At 72.1% G+C, this 24,864-nt stretch carries 22 protein-coding genes and 5 tRNA genes; 17 read left to right on the forward strand and 10 right to left on the reverse strand.

Features of this window, described 5'->3' with window-relative positions; genetic code table 11:
- Nucleotides 1-177: 177 nt before the first annotated feature.
- Nucleotides 178-690, reverse strand: a complete 513-nt coding sequence (locus ACGFZK_RS21690; RefSeq protein WP_393850519.1) for an HAD domain-containing protein — start codon at nt 688-690, stop codon at nt 178-180.
- Between the two features lie 89 nt (nt 691-779).
- On the opposite strand from ACGFZK_RS21690, the gene ACGFZK_RS21695 reads away from it, so the two are divergent.
- From ACGFZK_RS21695 to ACGFZK_RS21705, 3 genes are all read left to right on the forward strand, one after another.
- Entirely contained in the window at nt 780-1,331 is a 552-nt protein-coding gene (locus ACGFZK_RS21695; RefSeq protein ID WP_393850520.1) for a TetR/AcrR family transcriptional regulator, read from the forward strand.
- Nucleotides 1,328-2,872, forward strand: a complete 1,545-nt coding sequence (locus ACGFZK_RS21700) for an MFS transporter (RefSeq protein WP_393850521.1) — start codon at nt 1,328-1,330, stop codon at nt 2,870-2,872. Before ACGFZK_RS21695 ends, ACGFZK_RS21700 begins: the two co-directional genes overlap by 4 nt.
- A gap of 83 nt (nt 2,873-2,955) precedes the next feature.
- Nucleotides 2,956-4,431, forward strand: coding sequence for a membrane-associated oxidoreductase (locus ACGFZK_RS21705; protein WP_393850522.1), 1,476 nt, complete (start codon nt 2,956-2,958; stop codon nt 4,429-4,431).
- 13 nt (nt 4,432-4,444) lie between these two features.
- Here ACGFZK_RS21705 and ACGFZK_RS21710 read toward each other — a convergent pair whose 3' ends face one another.
- Nucleotides 4,445-5,134 (reverse strand): lysophospholipid acyltransferase family protein, encoded by a 690-nt coding sequence (locus ACGFZK_RS21710; protein ID WP_351159139.1) that lies wholly within the window; start codon nt 5,132-5,134, stop codon nt 4,445-4,447.
- Between the two features lie 235 nt (nt 5,135-5,369).
- Between ACGFZK_RS21710 and ACGFZK_RS21715 the strand changes: the two genes are divergently transcribed.
- The 3 genes from ACGFZK_RS21715 to ACGFZK_RS21725 all read left to right on the forward strand — a co-directional run bounded on the left by ACGFZK_RS21715 (nt 5,370) and on the right by ACGFZK_RS21725 (nt 7,744).
- The gene (locus tag ACGFZK_RS21715) at nt 5,370-6,542 is read left to right on the forward strand and encodes a glycerophosphodiester phosphodiesterase (RefSeq protein ID WP_393850523.1); all 1,173 of its coding nucleotides are present in this window, start codon (nt 5,370-5,372) and stop codon (nt 6,540-6,542) included.
- A 73-nt stretch (nt 6,543-6,615) separates the two neighbouring features.
- A complete protein-coding gene (locus tag ACGFZK_RS21720; RefSeq protein ID WP_393850524.1) occupies nt 6,616-7,200 on the forward strand; it encodes an RNA polymerase sigma factor in 585 nt (194 codons plus the stop codon).
- 37 nt (nt 7,201-7,237) lie between these two features.
- On the forward strand, nt 7,238-7,744 hold the full coding sequence (locus ACGFZK_RS21725) for a GNAT family N-acetyltransferase (RefSeq protein WP_393850525.1): 507 nt from the start codon (nt 7,238-7,240) through the stop codon (nt 7,742-7,744).
- A 37-nt stretch (nt 7,745-7,781) separates the two neighbouring features.
- On the opposite strand, the gene ACGFZK_RS21730 is transcribed toward ACGFZK_RS21725, so the two are convergent.
- Nucleotides 7,782-8,201 (reverse strand): hypothetical protein, encoded by a 420-nt coding sequence (locus tag ACGFZK_RS21730; RefSeq protein WP_393850526.1) that lies wholly within the window; start codon nt 8,199-8,201, stop codon nt 7,782-7,784.
- Nucleotides 8,194-8,562, reverse strand: coding sequence for a hypothetical protein (locus ACGFZK_RS21735; RefSeq protein WP_393850527.1), 369 nt, complete (start codon nt 8,560-8,562; stop codon nt 8,194-8,196). Before ACGFZK_RS21735 ends, ACGFZK_RS21730 begins: the two co-directional genes overlap by 8 nt.
- A 595-nt stretch (nt 8,563-9,157) precedes the next feature.
- On the opposite strand from ACGFZK_RS21735, the gene ACGFZK_RS21740 reads away from it, so the two are divergent.
- From ACGFZK_RS21740 to ACGFZK_RS21775, 8 genes are all read left to right on the forward strand, one after another.
- The gene (locus ACGFZK_RS21740) at nt 9,158-10,225 is read left to right on the forward strand and encodes a methionine ABC transporter ATP-binding protein (RefSeq protein ID WP_393850528.1); all 1,068 of its coding nucleotides are present in this window, start codon (nt 9,158-9,160) and stop codon (nt 10,223-10,225) included.
- On the forward strand, nt 10,222-10,890 hold the full coding sequence (locus tag ACGFZK_RS21745; protein ID WP_393850529.1) for a methionine ABC transporter permease: 669 nt from the start codon (nt 10,222-10,224) through the stop codon (nt 10,888-10,890). Before ACGFZK_RS21740 ends, ACGFZK_RS21745 begins: the two co-directional genes overlap by 4 nt.
- Nucleotides 10,891-10,986: 96 nt before the next feature.
- Nucleotides 10,987-11,850, forward strand: coding sequence for a MetQ/NlpA family ABC transporter substrate-binding protein (locus ACGFZK_RS21750; RefSeq protein WP_393850530.1), 864 nt, complete (start codon nt 10,987-10,989; stop codon nt 11,848-11,850).
- 281 nt (nt 11,851-12,131) lie between these two features.
- Nucleotides 12,132-12,830, forward strand: a complete 699-nt coding sequence (locus tag ACGFZK_RS21755; RefSeq protein ID WP_393850531.1) for a GNAT family N-acetyltransferase — start codon at nt 12,132-12,134, stop codon at nt 12,828-12,830.
- Nucleotides 12,831-12,907: 77 nt separating this feature from the next.
- A complete protein-coding gene (gene cbiE / locus ACGFZK_RS21760) occupies nt 12,908-14,107 on the forward strand; it encodes a precorrin-6y C5,15-methyltransferase (decarboxylating) subunit CbiE (RefSeq protein ID WP_393850532.1) in 1,200 nt (399 codons plus the stop codon).
- A 274-nt stretch (nt 14,108-14,381) separates the two neighbouring features.
- Complete coding sequence (gene cobT / locus ACGFZK_RS21765) at nt 14,382-17,552, forward strand: nicotinate-nucleotide--dimethylbenzimidazole phosphoribosyltransferase (protein WP_393850533.1); 3,171 nt, start codon at nt 14,382-14,384, stop codon at nt 17,550-17,552.
- A gap of 399 nt (nt 17,553-17,951) precedes the next feature.
- Entirely contained in the window at nt 17,952-19,190 is a 1,239-nt protein-coding gene (gene cobA, locus ACGFZK_RS21770; protein WP_393850534.1) for a uroporphyrinogen-III C-methyltransferase, read from the forward strand.
- 42 nt (nt 19,191-19,232) lie between these two features.
- Nucleotides 19,233-20,051, forward strand: coding sequence for a TrmH family RNA methyltransferase (locus ACGFZK_RS21775; RefSeq protein ID WP_393850535.1), 819 nt, complete (start codon nt 19,233-19,235; stop codon nt 20,049-20,051).
- A 61-nt stretch (nt 20,052-20,112) separates the two neighbouring features.
- Here ACGFZK_RS21775 and ACGFZK_RS21780 read toward each other — a convergent pair whose 3' ends face one another.
- Nucleotides 20,113-21,333: a protein kinase gene (locus ACGFZK_RS21780; protein ID WP_393850536.1), complete on the reverse strand. Its 1,221-nt coding sequence runs from the start codon at nt 21,331-21,333 to the stop codon at nt 20,113-20,115.
- 545 nt (nt 21,334-21,878) lie between these two features.
- Here ACGFZK_RS21780 and ACGFZK_RS21785 point away from each other — a divergent pair.
- Nucleotides 21,879-22,064 (forward strand): hypothetical protein, encoded by a 186-nt coding sequence (locus tag ACGFZK_RS21785; RefSeq protein WP_030387161.1) that lies wholly within the window; start codon nt 21,879-21,881, stop codon nt 22,062-22,064.
- A 232-nt stretch (nt 22,065-22,296) separates the two neighbouring features.
- On the opposite strand, the gene ACGFZK_RS21790 is transcribed toward ACGFZK_RS21785, so the two are convergent.
- From ACGFZK_RS21790 to ACGFZK_RS21810, 5 genes are all read right to left on the reverse strand, one after another.
- Nucleotides 22,297-22,368, reverse strand: a tRNA-Val gene (locus ACGFZK_RS21790).
- Between the two features lie 52 nt (nt 22,369-22,420).
- Nucleotides 22,421-22,492 (reverse strand) — tRNA-Val (locus ACGFZK_RS21795).
- A 19-nt stretch (nt 22,493-22,511) separates the two neighbouring features.
- Nucleotides 22,512-22,583, reverse strand: a tRNA-Val gene (locus ACGFZK_RS21800).
- Between the two features lies 1 nt (nt 22,584).
- Nucleotides 22,585-22,658 (reverse strand) — tRNA-Cys (locus ACGFZK_RS21805).
- A gap of 39 nt (nt 22,659-22,697) precedes the next feature.
- A tRNA-Gly gene (locus ACGFZK_RS21810) sits at nt 22,698-22,770 on the reverse strand.
- A gap of 180 nt (nt 22,771-22,950) precedes the next feature.
- On the opposite strand from ACGFZK_RS21810, the gene ACGFZK_RS21815 reads away from it, so the two are divergent.
- Complete coding sequence (locus ACGFZK_RS21815) at nt 22,951-24,033, forward strand: chorismate-binding protein (RefSeq protein ID WP_393850537.1); 1,083 nt, start codon at nt 22,951-22,953, stop codon at nt 24,031-24,033.
- Nucleotides 24,030-24,851: an aminotransferase class IV gene (locus tag ACGFZK_RS21820; RefSeq protein ID WP_393850538.1), complete on the forward strand. Its 822-nt coding sequence runs from the start codon at nt 24,030-24,032 to the stop codon at nt 24,849-24,851. Before ACGFZK_RS21815 ends, ACGFZK_RS21820 begins: the two co-directional genes overlap by 4 nt.
- The last annotated feature ends 13 nt before the right edge of the window (nt 24,852-24,864 follow it).

The raw sequence follows: 24,864 nt of genomic DNA on the forward strand, positions 1-24,864 counted from the left end.
CACGCCCCGGGCGGGGGTCCCCACCACGCACCCGCCGCTCACGGCCGACGTGGTCACCCACCCCCCCGGGGCGCCCCACACCCCGACCCCCGCCGGCCCCGCGGGGGGGGGGGGCCCCGGCGCCGGCCCCCACCGCCCCTGCGGCGTATCGGGACACCGCCCTGAGTGGTCATCCGGTTACGGTGTGGCCCATGCGGCCAGCGTGTCGAAGTCCGAGCGGACCAGTCCGATCCGCTCGTCGATCCGCAGCAGCAGCGCCTGCGCCGGGTGGCGCTGGCCGACGTACTCGCGGTCCATCGCCGTGATGTCGTCGTCGATCCACGCGAAGGGCCGCTGCCCCGCGTATTCGAGGATGTACTGGGTCTTCCAGAACGTGCCGCGCGGCGCTCGGCCGTGCATCACCGGCCAGTCGACGAAGGGGAGCCGGGGCAGCCCGAGGTGCGGGCCTATCCAGTCGTTGGCCTCGTCCTTCCACGTGGTGGCCCAGACCAGCTCGTAGGCCTCCGCGAGGGCGAGCAGCTCCGCCCCGTGGTCGTGATTCAGCCAGACCCGCAGCGGCCTGGCCCGCTCCGCCTCCGTCCAGCCCGTCGGGCGCATCCGGTGGGTGCTGTACCCCTCGGGGCGGCGCTGGGCCTTGGCCGCGTAGGGGTTCAGCGGTCCGTCGACGTCGATCAGCAGCAGTGGCTTCATTGCAGCAGGATTCCGTTCCGGCCACCCTCGGGCAGCCCATTTTCGCGAGGAATGAGACAGAGACGTCTCATTCGGGTTATGCTTGTCTCATGGCCATGGATCGTGACCGGGTGCTCCGCGATGCGGCCGCCCTGCTTTCCCGCAAGTCGACCGCCACGATGGACGAGGTCGCCCGCGCCGCCGGAATCGGCCGCGCGACCCTCCACCGGCACTTCGCCGGACGGGACGCCCTCGTACGGGCCCTGGAGGAACTCGGCATCCGGGAGTTCGAGGTGGCGTTCGACAACGCACGCCTCGACGAGGGCACGGCGGTGGAGGCGCTCAGACGTCTCGTCGCCGAGGCCGAGCCCAACGCCCAGCTACTGGCCTTCCTCGTCACCGAGAACCAGCTGTTCGAGGGCGACGAGGTCCACGAGGGATGGGCCCGGCTCGACGCCCGTGTGAGTGCACTGTTCCGGCGCGGCCAGGAAGAGGGCGACATCCGGATCGACCTGAGTCCCGCATGGCTCACCGAGGCCCTCTACGGCCTCGTCGGCACCTGCGCCTGGGCCGTGATGGACGGCCGGGTCGCCGCCAAGGACTTCCAGTACATGATCATCGAGCTCCTGCTCGGTGGCGCCAGACGGAGTGTGGAGAAATGAGCAGCATCCAGCAGCTGACCGGCCCGATCGGGACGGAGACCAAGAGCCGCGGCCGATGGCTCGCCCTGAGCGTGCTCGTGCTCGCCGTGCTGCTGGTCGCCGTCGACGCGACCGTCCTCGGCCTCGCCACGCCCGCACTCTCCGAAGACCTCAAGCCGTCCGGCACCCAGCTGCTGTGGATAGGCGACATCTACTCCTTCGTCATCGCCGGACTCCTGGTCTCCATGGGCAGCCTCGGTGACCGCATCGGCCGCAAGAAGCTGCTGCTCACCGGCGCCGCCGCGTTCGGCGCCGTGTCCGTGCTCAACGCCTACGCGACCAGCCCCGAGATGATGATCGTCGCCCGGGCCCTGCTGGGCGTCGCCGGCGCGACCCTGATGCCGTCCACCCTCGCGCTGATCCGCAACATCTTCCACGACCCCAAGGAGCGCAGCCTCGCGATCGGCATCTGGGGCGCCACCGCCTCGGCCGGCGCGGCCGTCGGCCCGGTCGTCGGCGGAGCGCTGCTCCAGCACTTCTGGTGGGGCTCGGTCTTCCTGATCAACCTGCCCGTCATGATCGCCCTGGTCGTCGTCGGAATCAAGCTGCTTCCCGAATCCAAGAACCCGGTCGCCGGCCCCTGGGACCTCGTCAGCGTGGGCCTCTCCCTCGTCGGCGTGATCGGCGTGGTCTACGCCGTCAAGGAAGTCGCCACCCACGGCATGACCTGGGAGGTCGCGGCCACCGCGGCCCTGGGGGCGGGTGCGCTGTACGGCTTCGTGCGCCGCCAGTTCACCCTGCCGTCCCCGCTGCTCGACATGCGGCTCTTCAAGCACCGCGGCTTCTCCGGCGCCGTCCTGGCCGACCTGCTCACCGTCTTCGGCCTTTCCGGACTGGTCTTCTTCCTCTCCCAGTTCCTGCAGCTCGTCCAGGGCCGCGACCCGCTGGAGGCCGGTCTGGCCGAACTGCCCGCCGCCATCGGCGCGGTGGTGACCGGCCTGATCGCGGGCCGGTACGCCCGCCGGTACTCGGTACGGACCATCGTGGCCGGCGGCCTCGGCGCCATCGGCCTGGCACTCGCCGTGCTGACGGCGATCCACAAGGAGAGCGGCTACCCGCTGCTCGGCGCGGCCCTGCTCGTCGTCGGTCTCGGTGCCGGCTTCTCCTTCACCGTCACTGCCGACGTCATCCTCTCCAGCGTGCCCAAGGAGCAGGCCGGTTCGGCCTCCGCCGTGTCCGAGACGGCGTACGAACTCGGCGCCGCCCTCGGCATCGCGCTGCTCGGCTCCATCGTCACCGGCGTCTACCAGAGCTTCACCGCCCCGGCCTCGGTCACGGGCCCGGTCGCCGACGCCGCACACGAATCCCTCGGCGGGGCCGTCGAGGCCGCCAAGGCGCTGGACCCCCACCTCGCCCAGGAGATGGTCGGCGCCGCCCAGGACGCCTTCGTCGACGGGCTGCGGCTCGCCTCCGGCGTCGGCGCGGCCGTGCTGCTGGCCACCGCGGTGGCCGCCTGGTTCCTGCTGAAGGGCCAGCGGCTCCAGGACGGCGTCGAGCACTGACGCACCGGCGGGTGTATCCGCTCAAGGGATGCTGTTCCGGCCAAAGTTGACAGTCCGCAGAACTGCGGGACACCATCCCGGCGATGGAGATCAACGATCTGACCCCGGCGGAACGCCGCGTCTGGGAGGCCTTCCCGCGCGGCGACGGGGTCGACTTCCGTGCCGCACCCGAGGACAGCTCCGTCGACGGAGCCGACTGGGGTCTTGAGCGCACCCTGCGCGCCGAGGTGCTGCGGGCCATCCTGCTGGGAGCCTGCCCCACCGAGGAGGGCCGGGTCCCCGGCCTCAAGGTCAAGGGCGCGAAGGTCGTGGGCAAGCTCGACCTGCGCTACGCCGTCATCGACCACCCCATCCGTCTGCGCGACTGCTGGTTCGAGCGCAAGCCCCTGATCTACGGGGCCCAGTTGCGGGCCCTGGTCCTCGGCTACTCCACGCTGCCCGGCCTGACCGCGTCCACCGTGCGCGTCGAGGTGGTCCTGCGACTCTCCTCCTGCCGGATCGCGGGCCCGGTGCGGCTGCAGGGCGCCAAGGTGTCCGGCGGGCTCTTCCTCCAGGGGGCCGTGATCGGCCCCACGACGGGCGAGGAGGCGGACGAGCCCCCGCTCCAGCTCAACCACGTCGAGATCGACACCGACATCATCGCGAACGACCTGACCGTGCACGGCCAGCTCCGCCTGACCGGAGCCACCGTCGGCGGCCAGATCCAGCTCGACCGGGCGCGGCTCCTGGCCCCCGGCGGGATCGCCCTGCACGCCGAGAACCTGACCGTCGGCACCGACCTGCGCGGGCACCGCCTGAAGGCCCGCGGCATGGTCAACCTCACCGGATCCCGCATACCGGGCCAGGCCTACTTCACCCGTGCCGACCTCGCCAACCCGGACGGGATCGCCCTGCGCGCCTCCAGCTGCTCCATCGGCGAGCTGTGGCTGCGCCGGTGCGACACGGTCCGGGGTGACGTGAACCTGCGCCGGTCGACCATCGACCTGCTCCACATCGATCCGGGAACCTGGCCGGAACAGATCCGCATCGACGGGCTCAGCTACCGCACCCTGGCCCCGCACCTGCCGGCCGAGGAGCGGCTGCCCGCCCTGGAGCGGGAGGAGTCCGGATACCTGCCCTACGCCTACGAACAGCTCGCGGCGGCCTACCGTACGGCGGGCGACGAGGCGGCCGCGCGGACCGTCCAGCTCGCGAAGCTGCGCAGACACCGCCACACCCTGCCCCGGCCCGCCCGGGTGTGGGGGCTGCTCCAGGACGCCACCGTCGGCTACGGATTCCGCCCGCTGCGCGCGGCGGGATGGCTGCTGGCGCTGTTACTGACGGGATCGATCGCGTACGGGATCGACCCGCCGCGCGCGCTGAAGACGGGAGAGGCACCGGACTTCAACGCGGTCTTCTACACGATCGACCTGATGGTGCCGATCGTCAGTTTCGGCCAGGAGGCGGCCTTCGCACCGGGAGGCTGGCACCAGTGGCTGTCGTACCTGCTGATCGTGACCGGCTGGATCCTCGCCACCACCACGGCGGCGGGCGTCAGCCGGTCACTCCAGCGTCAGTAGGCGGCCGGGCGGACTAGGCCGCCTTCGCCTTGGTGGCGTACATGTCGACGTACTCCTGGCCCGAGAGGCGCATGACCTCGGCCATCACCGAGTCGGTGACGGCGCGCAGCACGTAGCGGTCGCGGTCCATGCCCTCGTAGCGGGAGAACTCCATCGGCTCGCCGAAGCGGACGGTGACCCGGCCCGGGCGCGGCATGCCGGCGCCGCCGGGCTGGAGCTTGTCCGTGCCGATCATGGCGAAGGGCACCACGGGGGCACCGGTCATCAGGGTCAGGCGGGCGATGCCGGTGCGGCCGCGGTAGAGCCGGCCGTCGGGGGAGCGGGTGCCCTCGGGGTAGATGCCGAAGACCTTGCCCTCTTCGAGGATCCGGCGACCGGTCATCAGGGCCGCGACGCCGCCGTTCGCACCGTCACGGTCGACGGGGATCATGCCGGAGCCGGTGAAGAACCAGGCCATGGCACGGCCCTTGATCCCCTTGCCGGTCACGTACTCGTCCTTGCCGATGAAGTGGACCGTACGGTCGCACACCAGCGGAAGGATCATCGAGTCGATGAAGGTGAGGTGGTTGCCCGCCAGGATCACCGGTCCGGAGCCGGGGATGTTCTCGATGCCCTCCACGCGGGTACGGAACATCATGCGCATGACCGGTCCGACAGTGGCTTTGATGAGCTTCGTACGGAACAACGTGGGGCCCTCCGGCATCGAAAAGCGGGTCGCGCACCCACCCAGCGGCGGTAGCGCAGGTGAGGACGATACTCGCGGGTCAGCTCCGAGCGCACATCGGGTTCACGTGTCGGATACGCATTGTTGACGCATGTTTGCGCCAAGTTCCCCGGATGTGCCGTCGCCGCACCCCCGACGGTCACCCCCCTTTGCCTACCATCGGCACGCCGATCGCGGGCCGCGACACGGCGTTTCACGACGAGGAGTGGCACTCATGACACAGGGTGGGGCAGCGCGGCGCACGGTCCTGGGGGCGGCCGTCCTGGCGGCGGGGACCGGCATCACCGGACTCACGGCGGGATCCGCATCCGCCGCGTCCGCCGCGGGCGACGGCCACGGCGACGGAGGTCACCGGGACCTCCCCCACCCGACGGTCATCGGCCATCGCGGAGCGAGCGGCTACCGGCCGGAGCACACCCTCGGCTCCTACCAGCTCGCCCTCGACCTGGGCGCCGACGTCGTCGAGCAGGACCTCGTCCCGACCAAGGACGGCCACCTGGTGTGCCGCCACGAGAACGAGATCGGCGGGACCACCGACGTCGCCGAGCACCCCGGATTCGCCTCCCGGCGCACCACCAAGTCCGTCGACGGAGTCTCCGTCACCGGCTGGTTCACCGAGGACTTCACCCTGGCCGAGCTGAGGACCCTGCGCGCGAAGGAACGTATCCCCGCCGTCCGCCAGCGCAACACGCTCTACGACGGCCAGTGGGCCGTGCCCACCTTCGAAGAGGTGCTCCGCTGGGCCGACCGCGAGGGCAGGCGGCGCGGCAGGCGGGTGTGGCTGCACGTCGAGACCAAGCACCCCAGCTACTTCCGGGCGCTCGGCCTCGGCCTGGAGGAGCCCCTCGCCAAGCTGCTGCGCCGCTACGGGCGCGACGGCCGGAACGCAGCGGTCTTCCTCCAGTCCTTCGAACCCTCCAGCATCCAGCGGCTCTCCCGGCTGGTCTCCGCGCCCCGCGTGGTCCTGCTCTCCGCGGCCGGCACCCGCCCCTGGGACTTCGAACAGGCCAAGGACCCGCGCACGGTCGCGGACCTGGTGAAGCCCGAGGGCCTGAAGTGGATCGCCGGCTTCGCCCAGGGCATCGGCCCGACCATGGACCTGATCCTCCCGCGCGACGCGGCCGGCCGGCTCGGCACGCCCACCACCCTGGTGAAGGACGCCCACGCCCGCGGGCTGCTCCTGCACCCCTACACCGCGCGCAACGAGAACAGCTTCCTGCCCGCCGAGTACCGCAGGGGCACCGACCCGAACGCCTACGGGGACGCCTTCGGAGCCTTCCGGACCTACTTCGAACAGGGCATCGACGGGATCTTCACCGACAACCCGGACACCGGACTGCTCGCGGCGGAGGCCTTCCGTCCGGGCCGGCGCCCCGTCAACCGCTGAGCGCGGCTTCCCGTACGAGTGGGCCGGGCCCGGCGCGGAAACCGCACGGCCCGGCCCACTCGTCCCGCCCGGCATGGACCTGTTGAAGGCTGATTACCTCGACAAGCTCGGCCCGCTGCTCTCCGCCGAGGCGGCCGCGGAGGCCCCGGGCACCGGAGTGGACGCGGCCGACCTGGAACAAGCCGTCTGGGTCAGGCTGCTGGAGAGCGGCCGCCTCGCCCCCGATCCGGCCGAGCCCGCGGAGCCGGCGCGCTGGCTGCGCCGGGCGGTCCGGGCAGAAGCCCGCCTCGCGCGGCGCCGGGCCAGGCGGGAGGTCTCCTACGACTACCGCCGCCCCTCCGTGGACGGCCACCGCCGGCACTCCGTGGACGGGGGGCCTCCGGCCGGCACGGCCCCCGCGGCCGAACCGGAAGACGCCCTCCTGCACGGCGAGGAGAACCGCGCACTCCGATCGGCGGTCGCCCGGTTGCCCGGACGCTGTCCCGAGCTGATGAAGGCACTTCTTTCGCCCAGAGACCTCACTTACCGTGAAATCGCAGGAGAGTTGGGTATCTCACAAGGAAGTTTGGGGCCCGTGCGTTCCCGTTGCCTGGGATGTCTGCGCAGAATGCTGGCTGCAGAGGTTGCGGCTCCTGGCCTGCGGGGAAAGGAGCGGTAGACCAACGGGCTACCAGGTGAGCTGGAGGCATGCGCACATGGGCATGAGCGTGACCATTTCGGCGGCGGTTGCCGAGGACGCTGAGCAGATCTTCAAACTGCAGTACCTGGCCTTCCAGCGTGAGGCCGAGCTGTACGGCAACTACCTCATCCAGCCGCTCACCCAGTCCCTCGACTCCCTGAAGGGGGAGCTGGCGACGGGCACCGTCCTGGTGGCCCGGCTCGGCGACGAGATCGTCGGGACCGTGCGCGGCAACGTCGACGAGGACGGCACCGGCAAGATCGCCAAGCTCTGTGTGCACCCGCGCCTGCAGGGTCACGGTCTCGGAGCGCGCCTGCTGCGTGCGGTCGAGGAGGCCCTGGCGGGCCCCGGCACCACCGCCCGCTTCCGCCTGCACACCGGGCACAAGAGCGAGTCCAACCTGCGCCTCTACCGCAAGGCCGGATACGTCAAGGTCGGCGGCCGCACGGCCTCCGACGGCGTCCAGCTGGTGATCCTGGAGAAGGAAGCCAAGGACCCGACCGACTTCGCGGTCAGCGCCTAGTACGACCCCTGCGTGCCCTGCGGGCCCGTCCCGTACGTCAGCGCTTGCGCAGCCAGAGCATCCCGGTGATCGGCAGGATCACCGGGATGAACAGGTAGCCCATCCCGAACTGGGACCACACGGTCGTGTCGGGGAAGGACTCGGGTTGCAGCACCGTCCAGGTCCCGACGGCGAGCACGCCGGCCAGCTCGGCGGCGCAGCAGATCAGCGCCGCCTTGCGGGCGGTCTCCCCGCCGCGGACCAGTGAGTACGTGATGAACGCGTAGGCGAGGGCCGCCACGGCGGACAGCGAGTAGGGCAGCGGCGCCCGGCCGAACTCGGTGGAGATCTGGTAGGCCGAGCGGGAGACCGCGCCCACCACCATCACCCCGTACAGCCACACCAGCAGCAGCCCGGGCCCGGAGACCAGCCGCTTGCGCCCGGTCGGAGCGGCAGTGGTCGTGTCAGCGTCAGGCACCGGTGGTTCCCCAGATGTCGTAGAGCCGTACTTCGAGGACGGCGAGCACGACCGCACCGGCGGCCACCGTGATCGATCCCCACTTGGTCCGCTCGGTCAGCGAGAGCATCCCGGCGGCCGGCACCGCGGCGAAAGCGCCCACCAGGTAGGCCACGAAGATCACCGAGCCCTCGTCGGGCTTCTCACCCTGGGCCAGGTTCACCAGGCCGATCACCAGCTGCGCCAGGACCAGCACGGTCACGACGGCCATGCCGATGAAGTGCCAGTCCTTGGTCGGCTGGTCCCGCCATGCGGCGTGGCCGCACCAGGCGGCGAGGGCGAGTGCGGCCACGCCGATGGCGACCGTCAGGGCGTCGAGCATGCAGCGAGGGTATTACGGGCCGAAAGACCCGATGCGCGCACCCCTGTGTCGCGGCTCCCGCGCACCGGAGGCGTGCCGCGCACCGACCGTGGTCTTGACCACAGCGGCCTCGGTCGCCGCACCCCGGGCCGTGGCGGACGTAGGGGCTCCGGTGGCCGTTCCGGTGCAGGTCAGTGCCGGGGGAACGGGCGTGGGACGGATCGCCTGCGATGGCCGGCATCGTCCGGTATGTGGTCGGAATGCGTCCGCTATCCGGACGGCGTTGATCGGTCACGGGATACGTCTGCTTTACTGGGGCCCATGACCACGACGAGCAGCCGCACCCTTGCGACCGAGGCGACGATGACGCCCGGTGCTCGTTGTATGTGTCGAATGTGCGCCTTCTGAGGGCCCCTTCCTGAGCCTCGCGCCCCGAAGCGAGACCAGACGCGCCAGTGCCTCGTCACCTGATGAACAGCACGCACGGCTCGCTCCTGCCCCGCGCACGCGTCGATGCCATCGTTTTCTGACGGTTCGTCCCGTATCGCGTCCCCAGATTGTTTGCCCCGTGCCCGGCACCCCGCTGCGCCGTGCACTCGACAGCGACGGAAATCCTGTGATCACCACATCGGGCCTCACGAAGGTCTACCAGTCCCGTGGCCGCGAGGTCACCGCCCTGGACGGCGTCGATCTCCACGTCCGTGAGGGCGAGGTATACGGAGTCATCGGCCAGAGCGGCGCAGGCAAATCCTCCCTGATCCGCTGCGTCAACCTGCTCGAGCGCCCCACGACGGGCACCGTGACCGTCGACGGCGTCGACCTCACCGCCCTCGCCGGACGCGGCCGCCGCGCCGGCAAGGAGCTCCGCGAGGCCCGCAGCCGCATCGGCATGGTCTTCCAGCACTTCAACCTGCTGTCCTCGCGCACCGTCCAGTCCAACATCGAGCTGCCCCTGGAGATCCTCGGCGTCTCCGGCCGCGAGCGCTCCCGCAAGGCCCTGGAACTCCTCGACCTCGTCGGCCTCGCCGACAAGGCCAAGGCCTACCCGACCCAGCTCTCCGGCGGTCAGAAGCAGCGCGTCGGCATCGCCCGCGCCCTGGCGGGCGACCCCAAGGTGCTGCTCTCCGACGAGGCCACCAGCGCCCTGGACCCCGAGACCACCCGCTCCATCCTCCAGCTGCTGCGCGACCTCAACCAGCAGCTCGGCCTCACCGTGCTGCTCATCACGCACGAGATGGACGTGGTCAAGTCCGTCTGCGACTCGGCCGCCCTGATGAAGAACGGCCGGATCATCGAGTCCGGGACCGTCGCCGAACTGCTCGCCACCCCCGGCTCCGAGCTCGCCGGTGAACTCTTCCCGGTCACCGGCACCGCCACCGGCCCCGACCGCACGGTCGTCGACGTCACCTTCCACGGCGAAGCCGCGGTCCAGCCGGTCATCTCGCAGCTCTCGCGCACGTACAACATCGACATCTCGATCCTCGGCGCCGCGATGGACACCGTCGCGGGCCGCCAGATCGGCCGGATGCGCATCGAACTGCCCGGCGGCTACGAGGACAACGTCGTGCCGGTCGGCTTCCTGCGCGAGCAGGGCCTCCAGATCGACGTCGTCGAGGGCGCCGCTGACACCGACTCCGACACCGACACCGAATTCGCCGCGCTGGTCAAGGATGGTGCCAAGTGACCTGGTCCGAAATGCAGCCCCTGCTCACCCAGGGCACCTACGACACCCTCTACATGGTGCTGTGGTCCACCCTGGTGACCGTGCTCGGCGGCCTGCCCATCGGCATCCTGCTGGTCCTCACCGACAGGGGCGGCCTCCTGCAGAACCAGCCGCTCAACAAGGTCCTCGGCGTGATCGTGAACATAGGCCGCTCGCTGCCGTTCATCATCCTGCTGATCTTCCTGATCCCGGTCACCACCGCGGTCGTCGGCACCTTCATCGGCCCCACCGCCATGATCGTCCCGCTCGCCATCGGCGCCGTCCCCTTCTTCGCCCGGCTCGTCGAGACGGCCGTCCGCGAGGTGGACCACGGCCTGATCGAGGCCGTCGAGTCCATGGGCGGCGGCATCCCCACCCTGGTCGGCAAGGTGCTCCTCCCGCAGGCCCTGCCCTCCCTGGTCGCCGGTGTCACCACCACCGTCATCACCCTCGTCGGCTACTCGGCCATGGCCGGCGCCGTCGGCGGCGAAGGGCTCGGTTCCAAGGCCATCACCTACGGCTTCCAGCGCTTCGAGACCGGCTTCATGGTCGCCACCGTCGTGGTCCTGATCGTCCTCGTCACGGTGATCCAGCTGCTCGGCGACGGCGTGGTCCGACTCCTCGCCCGCCGCGGCCGCACCGCCTGAAAAGACTTTCCCCTCCCCTCAGAGAGCCCGCACTTGTCGTGCTTGGGCCACCACCAGCAAGTCATCGGTACTTGTTCAGCAAGAAAGGCACTCTTCGTGCGTAAGAACATCAAGCTCACCGCCCTCGCCGCCTCGGCCACCGCGCTCGCCCTCGGCCTCACCGCCTGCGGCAGCTCCTCGGACCCGTCCTCGGCCAAGTCGGACGGCGGAAAGACCGACGAGAGCAAGCCCCTCGTCATAGCGGCCTCCCCGAGCCCGCACGCCGACATCCTGAACTTCGTCAAGGACAAGCTCGCGGCCAAGGAAGGCCTCACGCTGGAGGTCAAGGAGTTCACGGACTACGTCCTGCCCAACACCGCCACCGAGCAGGGCCAGGTCGCCGGCAACTTCTTCCAGCACAAGCCGTACCTCGACGACTTCAACAAGAAGAACAACACGCACGTCGTGCCCGTCGTGAACGTGCACCTCGAGCCCCTCGGTCTCTACTCCAAGAAGATCAAGGCCATCGGTGACATCAAGGCCGGCCAGACCATCGCCGTCCCCAACGACACCACCAACGAGGGCCGCGCGCTCCAGCTGCTCGCCGCGAACAACCTGATCACCCTCAAGGAGGGTGTCGGCACCAGCGCCAAGCTGTCCGACATCACCGACAAGAAGGGCCTGGAGTTCAAGGAGCTGGAGGCCGCCACGGTCCCGCGCGCCCTGAACGACGTGGACGCCGCGATCATCAACGGCAACTACGCCCTCGAGGCCAAGCTGTCGCCCGCCAAGGACGCGCTCGTCCTGGAGAAGGCCGAGGGCAACCCCTACGCCAACTTCCTCGCGGTCAAGGACGGCAACCAGAACGACCCGCGGATCCAGAAGCTGGCCAAGCTCCTGAACTCCGACGAGGTCAAGAAGTTCATCGAGGAGAAGTACCAGGGCTCGGTCATCCCGGCCTTCGGCACCCCCGCCTCCTGAACCGGTCCGACCCGGTCCTCCCGACCGGTCCTCCTGACCGGTCCTCCCGACCCCTCCTGAACCGGTTCTTCCGCAACCGGTCATGAATCTCGGCCCCGCACGCACCTGACGGCGCGCGGGGCCGAGCTCTGCCCGCTTCCGGGCAACCCGGCCCTGCACATCACCCGGTCGATGCTGCATGCTGTGGCCTACGACCCGCACGCACGGTCCCGCACGAACGGTCCCGCACCGCGGTCGCATCGCAACACGGTCGCACCACGGTCTCAGGCATGGAGCTGCGCATGACTACCACCTTCCCGGACGTCACCATCAGCACGGACCGGCTGGTGCTGCGCCCCTTCGAGGAAGAGGACGTCACCGCGCTCGCCGAGATGATGAACGACGAGCACGTCATCGCCTGGACCGGCGCACCCCACCCCTACACCCACGCCGAAGCACACGCCTGGGCCACCCGGCACTCCCACACCGAACGCACCGAGGGCCGCGGCATCGTCCTCGCCGTCACCGAGTTCCTCACCCAGCGCCTCGTCGGCGTCGTCCACCTCCAGAACACCAACTGGCGCACCCGCGCCACCGAGGTCGGCTACGTCACCGCCCCCTGGGCCCGCGGCGAGGGATACGCCAGCGAATCCGTCCTCGCCGTCGCCCAATGGCTCTTCCGCGACCAGGGATTCGAGCGCCTCGAACTGCGCACCGCCGCCGACAACACCGCCTCGCAGCAGGTGGCCCAGAAGATCGGCTGCATCAGCGAGGGCGTCCTGCGCAACGCGTGGATAGTGCGTACGCAGACGGCCGACGGCACCTGGACCGACACCCGCACCGACCTCATCGTCTGGAGCCTCCTCCCGGAGGACCTCGACGAGGGCGACGGCTATGACGGGTACGACAGCTACGACAGCTACGACGGATACGCCCGCAGCAGCGCGTTCCCGCAGCGGGCCGACGCGAGCGGCTACCCCGTCGGCGCCGACTGGAACTGAACCGATGACCGGGTAGTCTCACCGTGCCCGCCCCCAGACGAAGCTTCGCCCGCCCCCAGACCAGGAGACACACGACGATGGCCGACCGGGTCACGGTGATCGGCTGGGACGGCTCGCCCCTGACCGCGGGCGCCCGGTCAGCGCTCTCCGCCGCCACCCTCGTGGCCGGCGCCGCACACCACCTCGCCCTCCCCGAAGTCCCGCCCACCGCCGAACGCATCCGCCTGGGCAGCCTCGGCCTCGCCGCGCGCCGCATCGCCGGCCACCGCGGCACCGCGGTGGTCCTCGCCGACGGGGACCCCGGCTTCTTCGGCGTCGTACGTACCCTGCGCGCCCCCGAGCACGGCCTGGAGGTCGAGGTCGTCCCGGCCGTCTCCTCCGTGGCTGCCGCCTTCGCCCGCGCGGGCATGCCCTGGGACGACGCCCAGGTCGTCGTGGCCCACCCCCGCACCCTGCGCCGCGCCGTCAACGTCTGCCGCGCCCACGCCAAGGTCGCCGTCCTCACCTCACCCGGCGCCGGCCCCGCCGAACTCGCCCTGCTGCTCGACGGAGTCCACCGCACCTTCGTCGTCTGCGAGGAACTCGGCACGGACCGGGAGCAGGTGAGCGTCCTCACCTCCGACAAGGCCGCCGACCACAGCTGGCGCGACCCCAACGTCGTCATCGTCATCGGCGGCGGGGGACCGGCGCCCGCCGACGCCGGCTGGCTGCTCGGACAGTCCGCCGCCCAGTCGGCCGACCGCGGCTGGGCCAGGCCCCAGCCGGACGCGGGAGAGGGGGAGTCGGCGCAACTGCGCGCGGCCCAACTCGCCCGCCTCGGCCCGCGTATCGGCGACCTGGTCTGGGACATCGGCGCCGGCTCCGGTGGCGTGGCCGTGGACGCGGCCGCCCTCGGCGCCGCCGTCATCGCGGTGGACGCCGACCCGGCCGCATGTGACCGCGTAACTGCCGCCGCCCGCAAGCGGGGTGTGCAGCTCCAGGTCCACGCCGGGCGCGCACCGCACGTACTGGAGAACCTGCCCGAGCCCGATGTCGTGCGCGTCGGGGGCGGGGGCGCCGCCGTCGTCGCGGCCGTCGCGGAACGCCGCCCCGAACGGATCGTCAGCCACGCCTCCACCCGCGACGAGGCGGAGGCGATCGGCGGGGTACTCACCGAACACGGTTACGCCGTCGAGTGCGCGCTCCTCCAGTCCGTCGCCCTGGACCCCCGAACCTGGGCCGAACAGGACCGTTCCGTGGTGTTCCTCCTGGCAGCGGAACGCCCCGTCACGCGCTGAGACGAGGGCCGGGGTAGGCTGGCCGATCGTCGTACTGCCCCGGACGATTCGGGCATCGCGGCACCGCCTGGACGCGCGACGTGGCGCAGTCCACAGAGGACCGTGACGGTTATGGCCGCCACGGTGGCCGACGGGCGCGACAATGCTTAGTGGTTGTCGTGCAGGCGTATGCGAGACGAGTCCGTCGCACCGCAACCCCGCAGGCACAACCGTTCGGCGGCCTCGTGGGCGACCGGGCGATCGAAGAGGCAACACCGATGGGCGAGGGGTAAGCATGACTGACACCGGCCAGGTCCCGGGCGAGGGTCTCCCGGACAACGCGGGCATGGTGGATCAGCAGGGCGTCCCCGCTCCGGTCCAGATCCCGGCACCGATCCCCGTTGGCTACGCCTTCCAGGACCTCATGGACAACCCGGCCGAGCCGGAGGACGAGGAACTGCTGCTGATGCCGAGCGGCCAGGGCGCGTGGAGCGACCCGCAGGTCGTGCCGCAGGCCCCCGCCTTCCCCGTCGCGCCGCAGCCCCTCGAGCCGCAGACGTACGCGGACCCGTCCTACGCCGCCGAGCCCGCCTACCCCGAGGCCCCGGCCGCGTACCCCGAGCCCGCCGCGTACACCGAGTTCCCCCCGCCCGTGTTCCCCGACGGCGGCTACAGCGCCGGTGCGCACGAGACGGGCGGCCGTGACTCCGGCGCGCTCGACCTCGGCGGCCTCGTCGTCCCGCCGCAGGCGGCCCCCGTCGCCCCCGCTGCCCCCCTCCGGCGCCCGCTGCACATGGGCCCGCCCCTGCCCGAGGCCAACGGCGGAGTCGTACGGTCCCTCGCGGACCGCGGTCCGGCCGCGGCGCCCGCCCAGGCCGCCCCGATGGCCGCCGTGAGCACCCCGGCGGCGCCCATGCCGCTGCGCCAGGCGGGGCCCCCGACCACGGGGCCGGAGTACCTGGACATCCCGCGCGCCGAGACGCCCGAGGCTCCCGCGGCCCAGCTGGGCGAGATCCCGCCGCAGGCCGGGACACCGTGGACGCCGGAGCCGGTCGCCGCGCCCGAGCCGGTGGCGGAGCCCGTCGCGGCCACCGCCGAGGCCGCGCAGCCCCCGGTGGAGCCGCAGCCGGTAGCCGTCGCCGAAGAACCGGTGCTTCCGCCCGCACAGCCCGAGGCCGCCCCGGCCGTGGAGACCGCCGCGGCAGCCGAATCCCCCGAGCCGGCGGCCGCCGAGGCGCTCCCCGCCGGACCCGAGCCGGTCGCCGCCGAGCCGGTCCAGCCGGTGGTACCGGCCGAGGCCGCACCCGAAGCCCCCGAGCCCGTCGCCGCCGCACCGGCCGAGCCGGAGCCCGTCCTGGTGCAGCCCGAGGCCGCGCCGGAGCCGGTCGAGGCGCAGCCGGAGCCGGTGCTCCCGGTTCCGGCCGTCGTGGCCGAGCCCGTTCAGCCGGAGGCCGTCCAGCCGGAGCAGCCCGAGGCCGCCCCGGAGCCGGTCGAGGCGCAGCCCGAGCCGGTGCTCCCGGTTCCGGCCGTCGTGGCCGAGCCGGTCCAGCCGCAGGCCGTCCAGCCGGAGCAGCACGAACCCCGCCTCGAGATCCACCCCGAGGCCGCCCCGGAGCCGGTCCGGGCGGAGCAGCCCGAAGCACAGCCGGACGCGCAGCCCGAGGCGCAGCCGGAGGCAGTGCCCGCCGCCCAGGCCGAGCCCGCGGTGGGCGCCCCGGCCGAGCCCGCCGCAGGCGACCCGGCCCCCGGCTACGCCGACGCCGAGCGCGAGGCCGTCCTGCGCGTCATGCGCGAGCGCCGCGACATCCGCAAGGGCTTCCGTACCGACCCGATCCCGCACGAGGTGCTGCTCCGCGTCCTGGAGGCGGCCCACACCGCGCCCAGCGTCGGCCACTCGCAGCCCTGGGACTTCGTCGTCATCCGGTCCGCCGAGACCCGCCGGACGATGCACGAGCTCGCCCAGCGCCAGCGCGAGGCCTACGCCAAGTCGCTGCCCAAGGGCCGGGCGAAGCAGTTCAAGGAACTCAAGATCGAGGCCATCCTCGACACCCCGGTGAACATCGTCGTCACCGCCGACCCCACCCGCGGCGGCCGCCACACCCTCGGCCGGCACACCCAGCCGCAGATGGCCCCGTACTCCTCGGCCCTCGCCGTCGAGAACCTCTGGCTCGCCGCGCGCGCCGAGGGCCTCGGCGTCGGCTGGGTCAGCTTCTTCGACGAGCGCGAAATGGTCCGCGAGCTCGGCCTCCCCGAGCACCTCGAAGTCGTCGCCTACCTCTGCGTCGGCTACGTCGACGAGTTCCCCGAGGAGCCCGAGCTGGCCCAGGCCGGCTGGTCGCAGCGCCGTCCGCTCTCCTGGGTGGTCCACGAGGAGACCTACGGCCGCCGCGCCCTGCCCGGCGAGGAGCCGCACGACCTGCTCTCGGAGACCGTCGCCAGCATCCGCCCGCTGGACGCGAAGGCACTCGGCGAGGCCTGGGAGCGGCAGAAGCGCATGACCAAGCCCGCCGGGGCCCTGGGCATGCTCGAGATCATCTCCGCCCAGCTCAGCGGCCTCTCCCGGGTCTGCCCGCCGCCGATCCCGGAGCCGGCCGCGGTCGCGATCTTCGCCGGTGACCACGGCGTGCACGCCCAGGGCGTCACCCCGTGGCCGCAGGAGGTCACCACCCAGATGGTGGCCAACTTCCTGGGCGGCGGAGCCGTCTGCAACGCCTTCGCCAACCAGGTGGGCGCCGAGGTCTGCGTGATCGACGTCGGCGTCGCCGGCGATCTCCCGGCCACCCCGGGCCTCCTGCCCCGCAAGATCCGCCCGGGCACGGCCGACCTCTCCACGGGCCCGGCCATGACGCGCGAAGAGGCCGTCGCCGCCATCGAGGTGGGCATCGAAACGGCCCGCGACCTCGTCGCGGCGGGCAACAAGGCCCTGCTCACCGGCGAGATGGGCATCGCGAACACCACGGTCTCCGCGGCCCTCATCTCGGTCTTCACCGGCGTGGACGCGGCCGAGGTCACCGGCCGCGGCACGGGCATCAACGACGAGACGCACGCCCGAAAGGTCGAGGTCGTCCGCCGCGCCCTGGAGCTCCACCAGCCGGACCCGGCGGACCCGATCGGTGTCCTCGCGGCGATCGGCGGCCTGGAGCACGCGGCGATCGTGGGCCTCCTCCTCGGCGGCGCCTCCCTGCGCACCCCGGTGATCCTGGACGGCGTGAGCGCCGGAGCCGCCGCCCTGGTGGCCCGCGCCATCGCCCCCGAGTCCCTCTCGGCGTGCATCGCGGGCCACCGCAGCGCGGAGCCGGGCCACGTCGCGGCGCTCAACAAGCTGGGCCTGCGCCCGCTGGTCGACCTCGACCTCCGCCTCGGCGAGGGCACGGGCGCCCTGCTCGCGCTCCCCCTGGTCCAGAGCGCGGCCCGCGCGATGCACGAGGTCGCCACCTTCGACTCGGCGGGCGTGACGGAGAAGTAGACCCCGAGCGGGCCCGAGGGGGCTTCGCGGTGGGGCGGGGCCCCTCCGGGACGTCTCCTCGGCTCGCGAACCCTGAGCCGGGTCGGCCCGCTGATCGGGGGGCGGGTTCGCTCGACCTGCGGGGACGTCCCGGAGTGTCCCCGCCCCACGGCGGGCCCGGCCCGTCAGGGGAAACCCGGCAATCCCGATCGCCGGGCAGAATCAGCCTCGCCGGCGTTTGAGGGCGCGGGGTCCGGGGCGGAGCCCCGTGCCCTGACCCGCACCCGCAGCCCCGTCCGCGCTTCGGGACGACCCGAGTCGTATGGTGGACCCGCACCAAGAAGCCGCACGTCAGCAACCCGCCGCTCCAGAGCCGCAGCGGCAAGACCGCACGCCCGCCGCACCAGGAGCCGCACCGCCATGGCCGACACCCCCGCCTACCCCGTAGGACTCCGCCTCGCCGGCCGCCGCGTCGTCGTCATCGGCGGCGGACAGGTCGCGCAGCGCCGCCTCCCCGCGCTCATCGCGGCCGGCGCCGACGTCCTGCTGATCTCGCCCTCCGCCACCCCTTCCGTGGACGCCATGGCCGAGACCGGCGAGATCCGCTGGGAGCGCCGCCGCTACCAGGACGGTGACCTCGCCGACGCCTGGTACGCACTGATCGCCACCCAGAACCGCGAGGACAACGAGCGCGCCTCCGCCGAGGCCGAGCGCGAGCGCGTCTGGTGCGTGCGCGCCGACGACGCCTCCGCCGCCACCGCCTGGACCCCCGCGACCGGCCGCATCGAAGGCGTCACCGTCGCCGTGCTGACCGGCAACGACCCCCGCCGCTCCGCCGCCGTCCGCGACGCCGTCGTGGAGGGCCTGCGCGACGGCACCCTCACCGCGCCCTCCCACCGGCACAAGGCCACCCCGGGCGTGGCCCTCGTCGGCGGCGGCCCGGGCGACCCGGACCTGATCACCGTGCGCGGCCGCCGTCTGCTGGCCGAGGCCGACGTGGTCATCGCCGACCGGCTGGGCCCCCGTGACCTGCTCGACGAGCTCCCGCCGCACGTCGAGGTCATCGACGCCGCGAAGATCCCGTACGGCCGGTTCATGGCCCAGGAGGCCATCAACAACGCCCTGATCGAGCACGCCAAGGCCGGCAAGGCCGTGGTCCGGCTCAAGGGCGGGGACCCGTACGTCTTCGGCCGCGGCATGGAGGAGCTCCTGGCCCTCGCCGAGGCCGGCATCCCCTGCACCGTCGTCCCCGGTATCTCCAGCTCCATCTCGGTGCCCGGCGCCGTCGGCATCCCGGTCACCCACCGCGGCGTGGCGCACGAGTTCACCGTGGTCAGCGGCCACGTCGGCCCCGACGACCCGCGCTCCCTCGTGGACTGGGCCTCCCTCGCCAAGCTCACCGGCACCCTGGTGATCCTGATGGGCGTCGACAAGATCGGCCTGATCGCCGAGGCGCTGGTGCGCCACGGCCGTTCCGCGGACACGCCCGTCGCGGTGATCCAGGAGGGCACCACCGCCACCCAGCGCCGGGTGGACGCCACCCTGGCCACGGTCGGCGCGACCGTGCGCGCCGAAGAGGTCCGCCCGCCGGCCGTCATCGTCATCGGCGAGGTCGTCCGCGTGAACGACCCGGGCACCCTCCCCACCACCAGCGCCTGACAGGCCGTTGGCACCGCACCCAGGACAAGGCAGTATCACCCTGTGGCTGATCTCATCACCGTCGAGGACCCCGACGACCCGCGCCTGCGCGACTACACGGGCCTGACCGACGTCGAACTCCGGCGCAGGCGCGAGCCCGCCGAAGGCCTGTTCATCGCCGAGGGCGAGAAGGTCATCAGACGCGCCAAGGACGCCGGGTACGAGATGCGCTCGATGCTGCTCTCCGCCAAGTGGGTCGACGTGATGCGCGACGTCATCGACGAACTCCCGGCACCGGTCTACGCCGTGAGCCCCGAGCTCGCCGAACGCGTCACCGGCTACCACGTGCACCGCGGGGCGCTCGCCTCCATGCAGCGCAAGCCGCTGCCGACGGCGGAGGAGCTGCTCTCCACGACCCGCCGGGTGGTCGTCATGGAGGCGGTCAACGACCACACCAACATCGGGGCCATCTTCCGCAGCGCCGCCGCCCTCGGCATGGACGCGGTACTGCTGTCGCCCGACTGTGCGGACCCGCTCTACCGCCGCTCGGTGAAGGTCTCCATGGGAGCGGTGTTCTCCGTCCCCTACGCCCGTCTGGAGGCCTGGCCCAAGAGCCTGGACTCGGTGCGCGAGGCGGGCTTCAAACTGCTCGCCCTCACCCCGCACGAGAAGGCCACGCCGATCGACGTGGCGGCGCCGCAGTCCCTGGAACGGGTCGCGCTGATGCTAGGCGCCGAGGGCGACGGCCTGTCCACGCAGGCGCTGGTCGCCGCCGACGAGTGGGTACGGATCCCCATGGCGCACGGCGTGGACTCGCTGAACGTGGGCGCGGCGGCCGCGGTCGCCTTCTACGCGGTGGCCCAGGGCCGCCCCGCGCAGTAGGAGCGCTCGGGTGGGTTCTGCGGTCGGGCCCGCGGGTCCGACCGCAGAACACCCCCTAGCCCTAGATCTTCTGGGCCGCCGCGATGCCCAGCGCCACGATCAGCGTCACCACGACGAACACGATCAGGCGCTGCCGCATCAGCTTCGGGTCCGGCCGCGAGGGCCGCCGTCCCGCGCCCGTCGTCCTGGGGGCCGGACGGCCGCCCGTACGCCCCGAGGTCGGCCGGGAGGACGGGCCGCCCGGGTTCTGCGGGTTGCGGGAGGACGAGGGCCGCGAGTGCGGTCCGCTCGGGGACCCGCCCTGGGCCCGGGGCGTGGTGGCGCCGCCCGTACGACGGTCCGTACGCCGCCCCGGGTACTCCTCGGCCCCGCCGGGGAGCTCGGCCTCGGGGAGCCGTCCCGTAGGCCGCTCGACCCGGCCCCGCTGCGCCGGCGGGCGCCCGTCGGAGAGCCCCTGCGCCTCGCGGGAAGCGATCTCCTTGAGCCGCATCGACAGCTGGAGCGTGCTGGGCCGCTCCTCGGGGTCCTTGGCCAGGCAGGCCCGCACCAGGGGCGCCAGCGCGTCCGGGACGCCCTGAAGGTGGGGCTCCTCGTGCACCACGCGGTACAGCATGACCTCGGAACTGCCGTGCCCGAAGGGCGAGTCGGCGGTGGCCGCGTAGGCCAGGGTGGCGCCGAGGGCGAAGACGTCGGTGGCCGGGGTGACCGCCGCGCCGCGCACCTGCTCGGGGGCGAGGAATCCGGGGGAGCCGACGGCCGTACCGACATGGGTGAGGGTGCTCGCCCCGGTGGCCCAGGCGATGCCGAAGTCGATGATCCGGGGGCCCTTGGGCGACAGCAGGATGTTCGAGGGCTTGAGGTCGCGGTGGACGACCCCCGCCTCGTGGACGGCGACCAGGCCCTCCGAGAGCGCGGCGCCGACGGCGGCGATCTGCGCGGCCGTCAGGGGGCCTTCCTCGGCCACCTTGTCGTGCAGCGAGGGGCCGGGTACGTACTGGGTCGCGAACCAGGGCCGCTCCGCCTCCAGGTCCGCCGCCACCAGGCGTGCGGTGCAGCCGCCCCGGATCCGCCGGGCGGCGGACACCTCGCGGGCGAACCGCGAGCGGAACTCCTGGTCCTCGGCGAGGTCCGGCCGGATGACCTTGAGCGCGACGCGCTGTCCGCGCCGGTCCGATCCCAGGTAGACCACGCCCATACCGCCGGCGCCGAGCCTGCGGTGCAGTCTGAACGAGCCGACGACACGCGGGTCCTCGCGCCGGAGCCGCATCATCGCCATGTCCACCCCGCTGACCGGTCGTCCTGTTGACCTGGCACAGCTTACGGACCATCCGGCATGCGTGCTCAGAGGCCGCGCCCTCGCCGGGGGATTCGATTGTCAGTGCGGCACAGCACACTTGAGGGGGCATCAGTGCTGCGGTCCGGGAATGCGTCCGCAGGGCTCCGTCCGCCCAAGCAGCCCTTGCGCCAAGGGGATTGAGGCCGGCGAGCGCGCCCGGGCCCACTGTGGCGCGCCCGTACGGGGTCCCCGGTCGAGTCGATCTTGCCGACGGCCGCCGGGCGGACACGTGGCAACAGGGAGTGACGGAAGTGAGCGAAGTCACTACCCTCCGGTCATCCCCTCCGGGAAGACCCCCACAACGGGGGACCGGTCTCCACCCAGGGGAGTACACGGGGGAGTCCCCGTCATCCTCCCGGAGGCCCGCCAATGGGTACGAGGGCATGAGGCCAGGGGCCGCCCGCCCGCCTAGTGTTGAAGACAAGCGGCGGGTGGCGCACTCGTCCCCCGAGGTCACAAGCCCGCCGCTGCCAAACGACAGGGAGAGGGCCATGGCGGACATCGCACGGCAGGGACGCAAGGCATTCGCGTTCAACGGCCACGAGTCCGGCACCCGCCACCCGCTGGTGGCGGCGGCGATGGTGCTCCCCCTGGCCGCCCTGCTGCTCTTCCTCTTCGGAGGCTTCGATCAGCTGGCGGCGCAGGCGTCGTCCGTAGGCCTGATGCTGGGGCGCTGAGCGGCGCCCCAGGTCCGGGAGAGCGGCCCGGACCGGGACATCGGCCTGTCGAACTCCGTGGGGACGGGGGAGCGACGGACGGACGGCAGGTGAAGGGTGCTGCCCGTACGACTGGGGAGTCGGACGGGCAGCACCCTTTTTCATGCCCGGACCGGGGAAGCGGCGGCTGCGCCCACTCGTGCGGAGGAACGCGAAAGCCCCGGCCGTGAGAACGGCCGGGGCTTTCGGTCGGTGCGCGATACTGGGATTGAACCAGTGACCTCTTCCGTGTCAGGGAAGCGCTCTCCCGCTGAGCTAATCGCGCGGGCTCCACGGCTCGAAAGCCGCAGGTCAAGCAGGTAATGCGGGGTGATGCGTGCGCGATACTGGGATTGAACCAGTGACCTCTTCCGTGTCAGGGAAGCGCTCTCCCGCTGAGCTAATCGCGCGGGGATCCTTGCGGATCAGTGGACGATACTGGGATTGAACCAGTGACCTCTTCCGTGTCAGGGAAGCGCTCTCCCGCTGAGCTAATCGTCCTTGGAGGTGGAGACGGGATTTGAACCCGTGTAGACGGCTTTGCAGGCCGTTGCCTCGCCTCTCGGCCACTCCACCATGGAGCTGCAGGGATTCTCGGGAAGATCCCCCACTTCGAGCGGACGACGAGACTCGAACTCGCGACATCCACCTTGGCAAGGTGGTGCTCTACCAACTGAGCTACGTCCGCAGGTCACCGTGTTCGCTCCGGGGGTTTTCCCCTTCGCTGCCTGGCGACGTGTTGAACTCTAGCGGATTCCCGGGCCAGCTCAAAAACGCGTTTCCGCAGCGTGCTGCCGCTCGATCACCACAGGTCACCCGCCCGTCACCGCACCGGCGCCACGTCCTCACCGGTCATAGACTCGCAGCCGTGCACGACCTGCCCCCCATGGCCCGCTTCGGCGGCCTCCTCGCGACCGACCTCCGGGACGTCACCAGCGACCCCGCCGCTCTCGACTCCGCCGGCTTCTGGGCGGTGTCCGCCGACTTCGAGGGGCGGCTCGTCTGCGCGCGCTTCGGCGACGTCCGCCACGAGCCCGTCCCCGCGCCCGTGCCCGGCGCCTGGCACGGCCCCCAGGCCGACCGGTGGACCTCCTCGCTCGACCGCGCCGCGTACGTGGCCGGCGTCCGGCGCGTCCGCGAGCACATCGCCGCCGGTGAGGTCTACCAGGCCAATCTGTGCCGCGTGATGTCCGCACCGCTGCCCCACCCGGACCGCGCCGACGTCGACGCGCTCACCGCGCTCCTCGCGCGCGGCAACCCCGCACCCTTCGCAGGAACGATTCGCCTGGCCGCGCACGGAGTCGAGATCGCCACCGCCTCCCCCGAGCTGTACCTGCGCCGGGCCGGCCGCCACGTCGAGTCCGGACCCATCAAGGGCACCGGCCGCACCGTCGACGACCTGCTCCCCAAGGACCACGCCGAGAACGTGATGATCGTGGACCTCGTACGCAACGACCTCGGCCGGGTCTGCGCCACCGGCTCCGTCGCCGTCCCCGAGCTGTGCGCCGTCGAGGAGCACCCGGGTCTGGTCCACCTCGTCTCCGTCGTCAGCGGTGAGCTCGCCGACGGCGCCGGCTGGCCCGAGCTGCTCGCCGCCACCTTCCCGCCCGGATCCGTCACGGGCGCCCCCAAATCCTCCGCCCTGCGGATCATCGACGCCCTGGAGACCGTCCCCCGCGGCCCCTACTGCGGAGGCATCGGCTGGGTCGACGCCGACCGGGGCACCGCCGAGCTCGCCGTCGGCATCCGCACCTTCTGGATCGACCGCGCGGCACCCGGCGGCCCCCGCCTGCTCTTCGGCACCGGCGCGGGCATCACCTGGGGCTCCGATCCCGACCGCGAGTGGGCGGAGACCGAACTCAAGGCCGCCCGCCTGCTGCGGGTGGCAATGGGTCACGAGGTGGACGGCACCCAGGGGACGAACGGCACGATCGGAAGGACCGCACCATGAGAATCTGGCTCGACGGAGCGCTGACCGAGGTCAACAGCGCGAAGGTGTCCGTCCTCGACCACGGCCTGACCGTGGGTGACGGCGTCTTCGAGACGCTGAAGGCGGAGCGCGGCCACGCCTTCGCCCTCACCCGCCACCTGGAACGGCTCACCCGCTCGGCCCGGGGCCTGGGCCTGCCGGACCCCGACCTGGACGAGGTCCGCCGTGCCTGCGCCGCCGTACTGGAGGCCGAACCGGTGGAGCACGGGCGGCTGCGCGTCACCTACACCGGCGGGGTCTCCCCCCTCGGCTCCGACCGCGGGGACTCCGGGACCACCCTGATCGCCGCCGTCGCGGAGTCCTCCCGCCGCCCGGACACCACCGCCGTCGTCACGGTGCCCTGGGTACGCAACGAGCGCTCCGCCGTGGCCGGGCTGAAGACCACCTCGTACGCCGAGAACGTGGTCGCCCTCGCCGCCGCGCACCGGGCCGGCGCCTCCGAGGCGCTCCTCGCCAACACCCTCGGCCGTCTCTGCGAGGGCACCGGCTCCAACGTCTTCGTCGTACTCGACGGAGAACTGCACACCCCGCCGCTGGACTCCGGCTGCCTGGCCGGCATCACCCGGGCCCTGATCATCGACTGGGCCGGCGCCAAGGAGACCGACCTGCCCTTCGAGGCGCTGGAGCGGGCCGAGGAGATCTTCCTGACCTCCTCGCTGCGCGACGCCCAGGCGGTGCTGCGGATCGACGACCGTGAGCTGGGCACCGCCCCCGGACCCGTCACGGCCGAGGTGATGCGGATCTTCGAGGTGATGTCCGGCGCGGACCTCGACCCGTAAGGGCTGTCGCGGC

It is taken from the genome of Streptomyces sp. NPDC048257 (assembly GCF_043201855.1).
Lineage (GTDB): Bacteria > Actinomycetota > Actinomycetes > Streptomycetales > Streptomycetaceae > Streptomyces.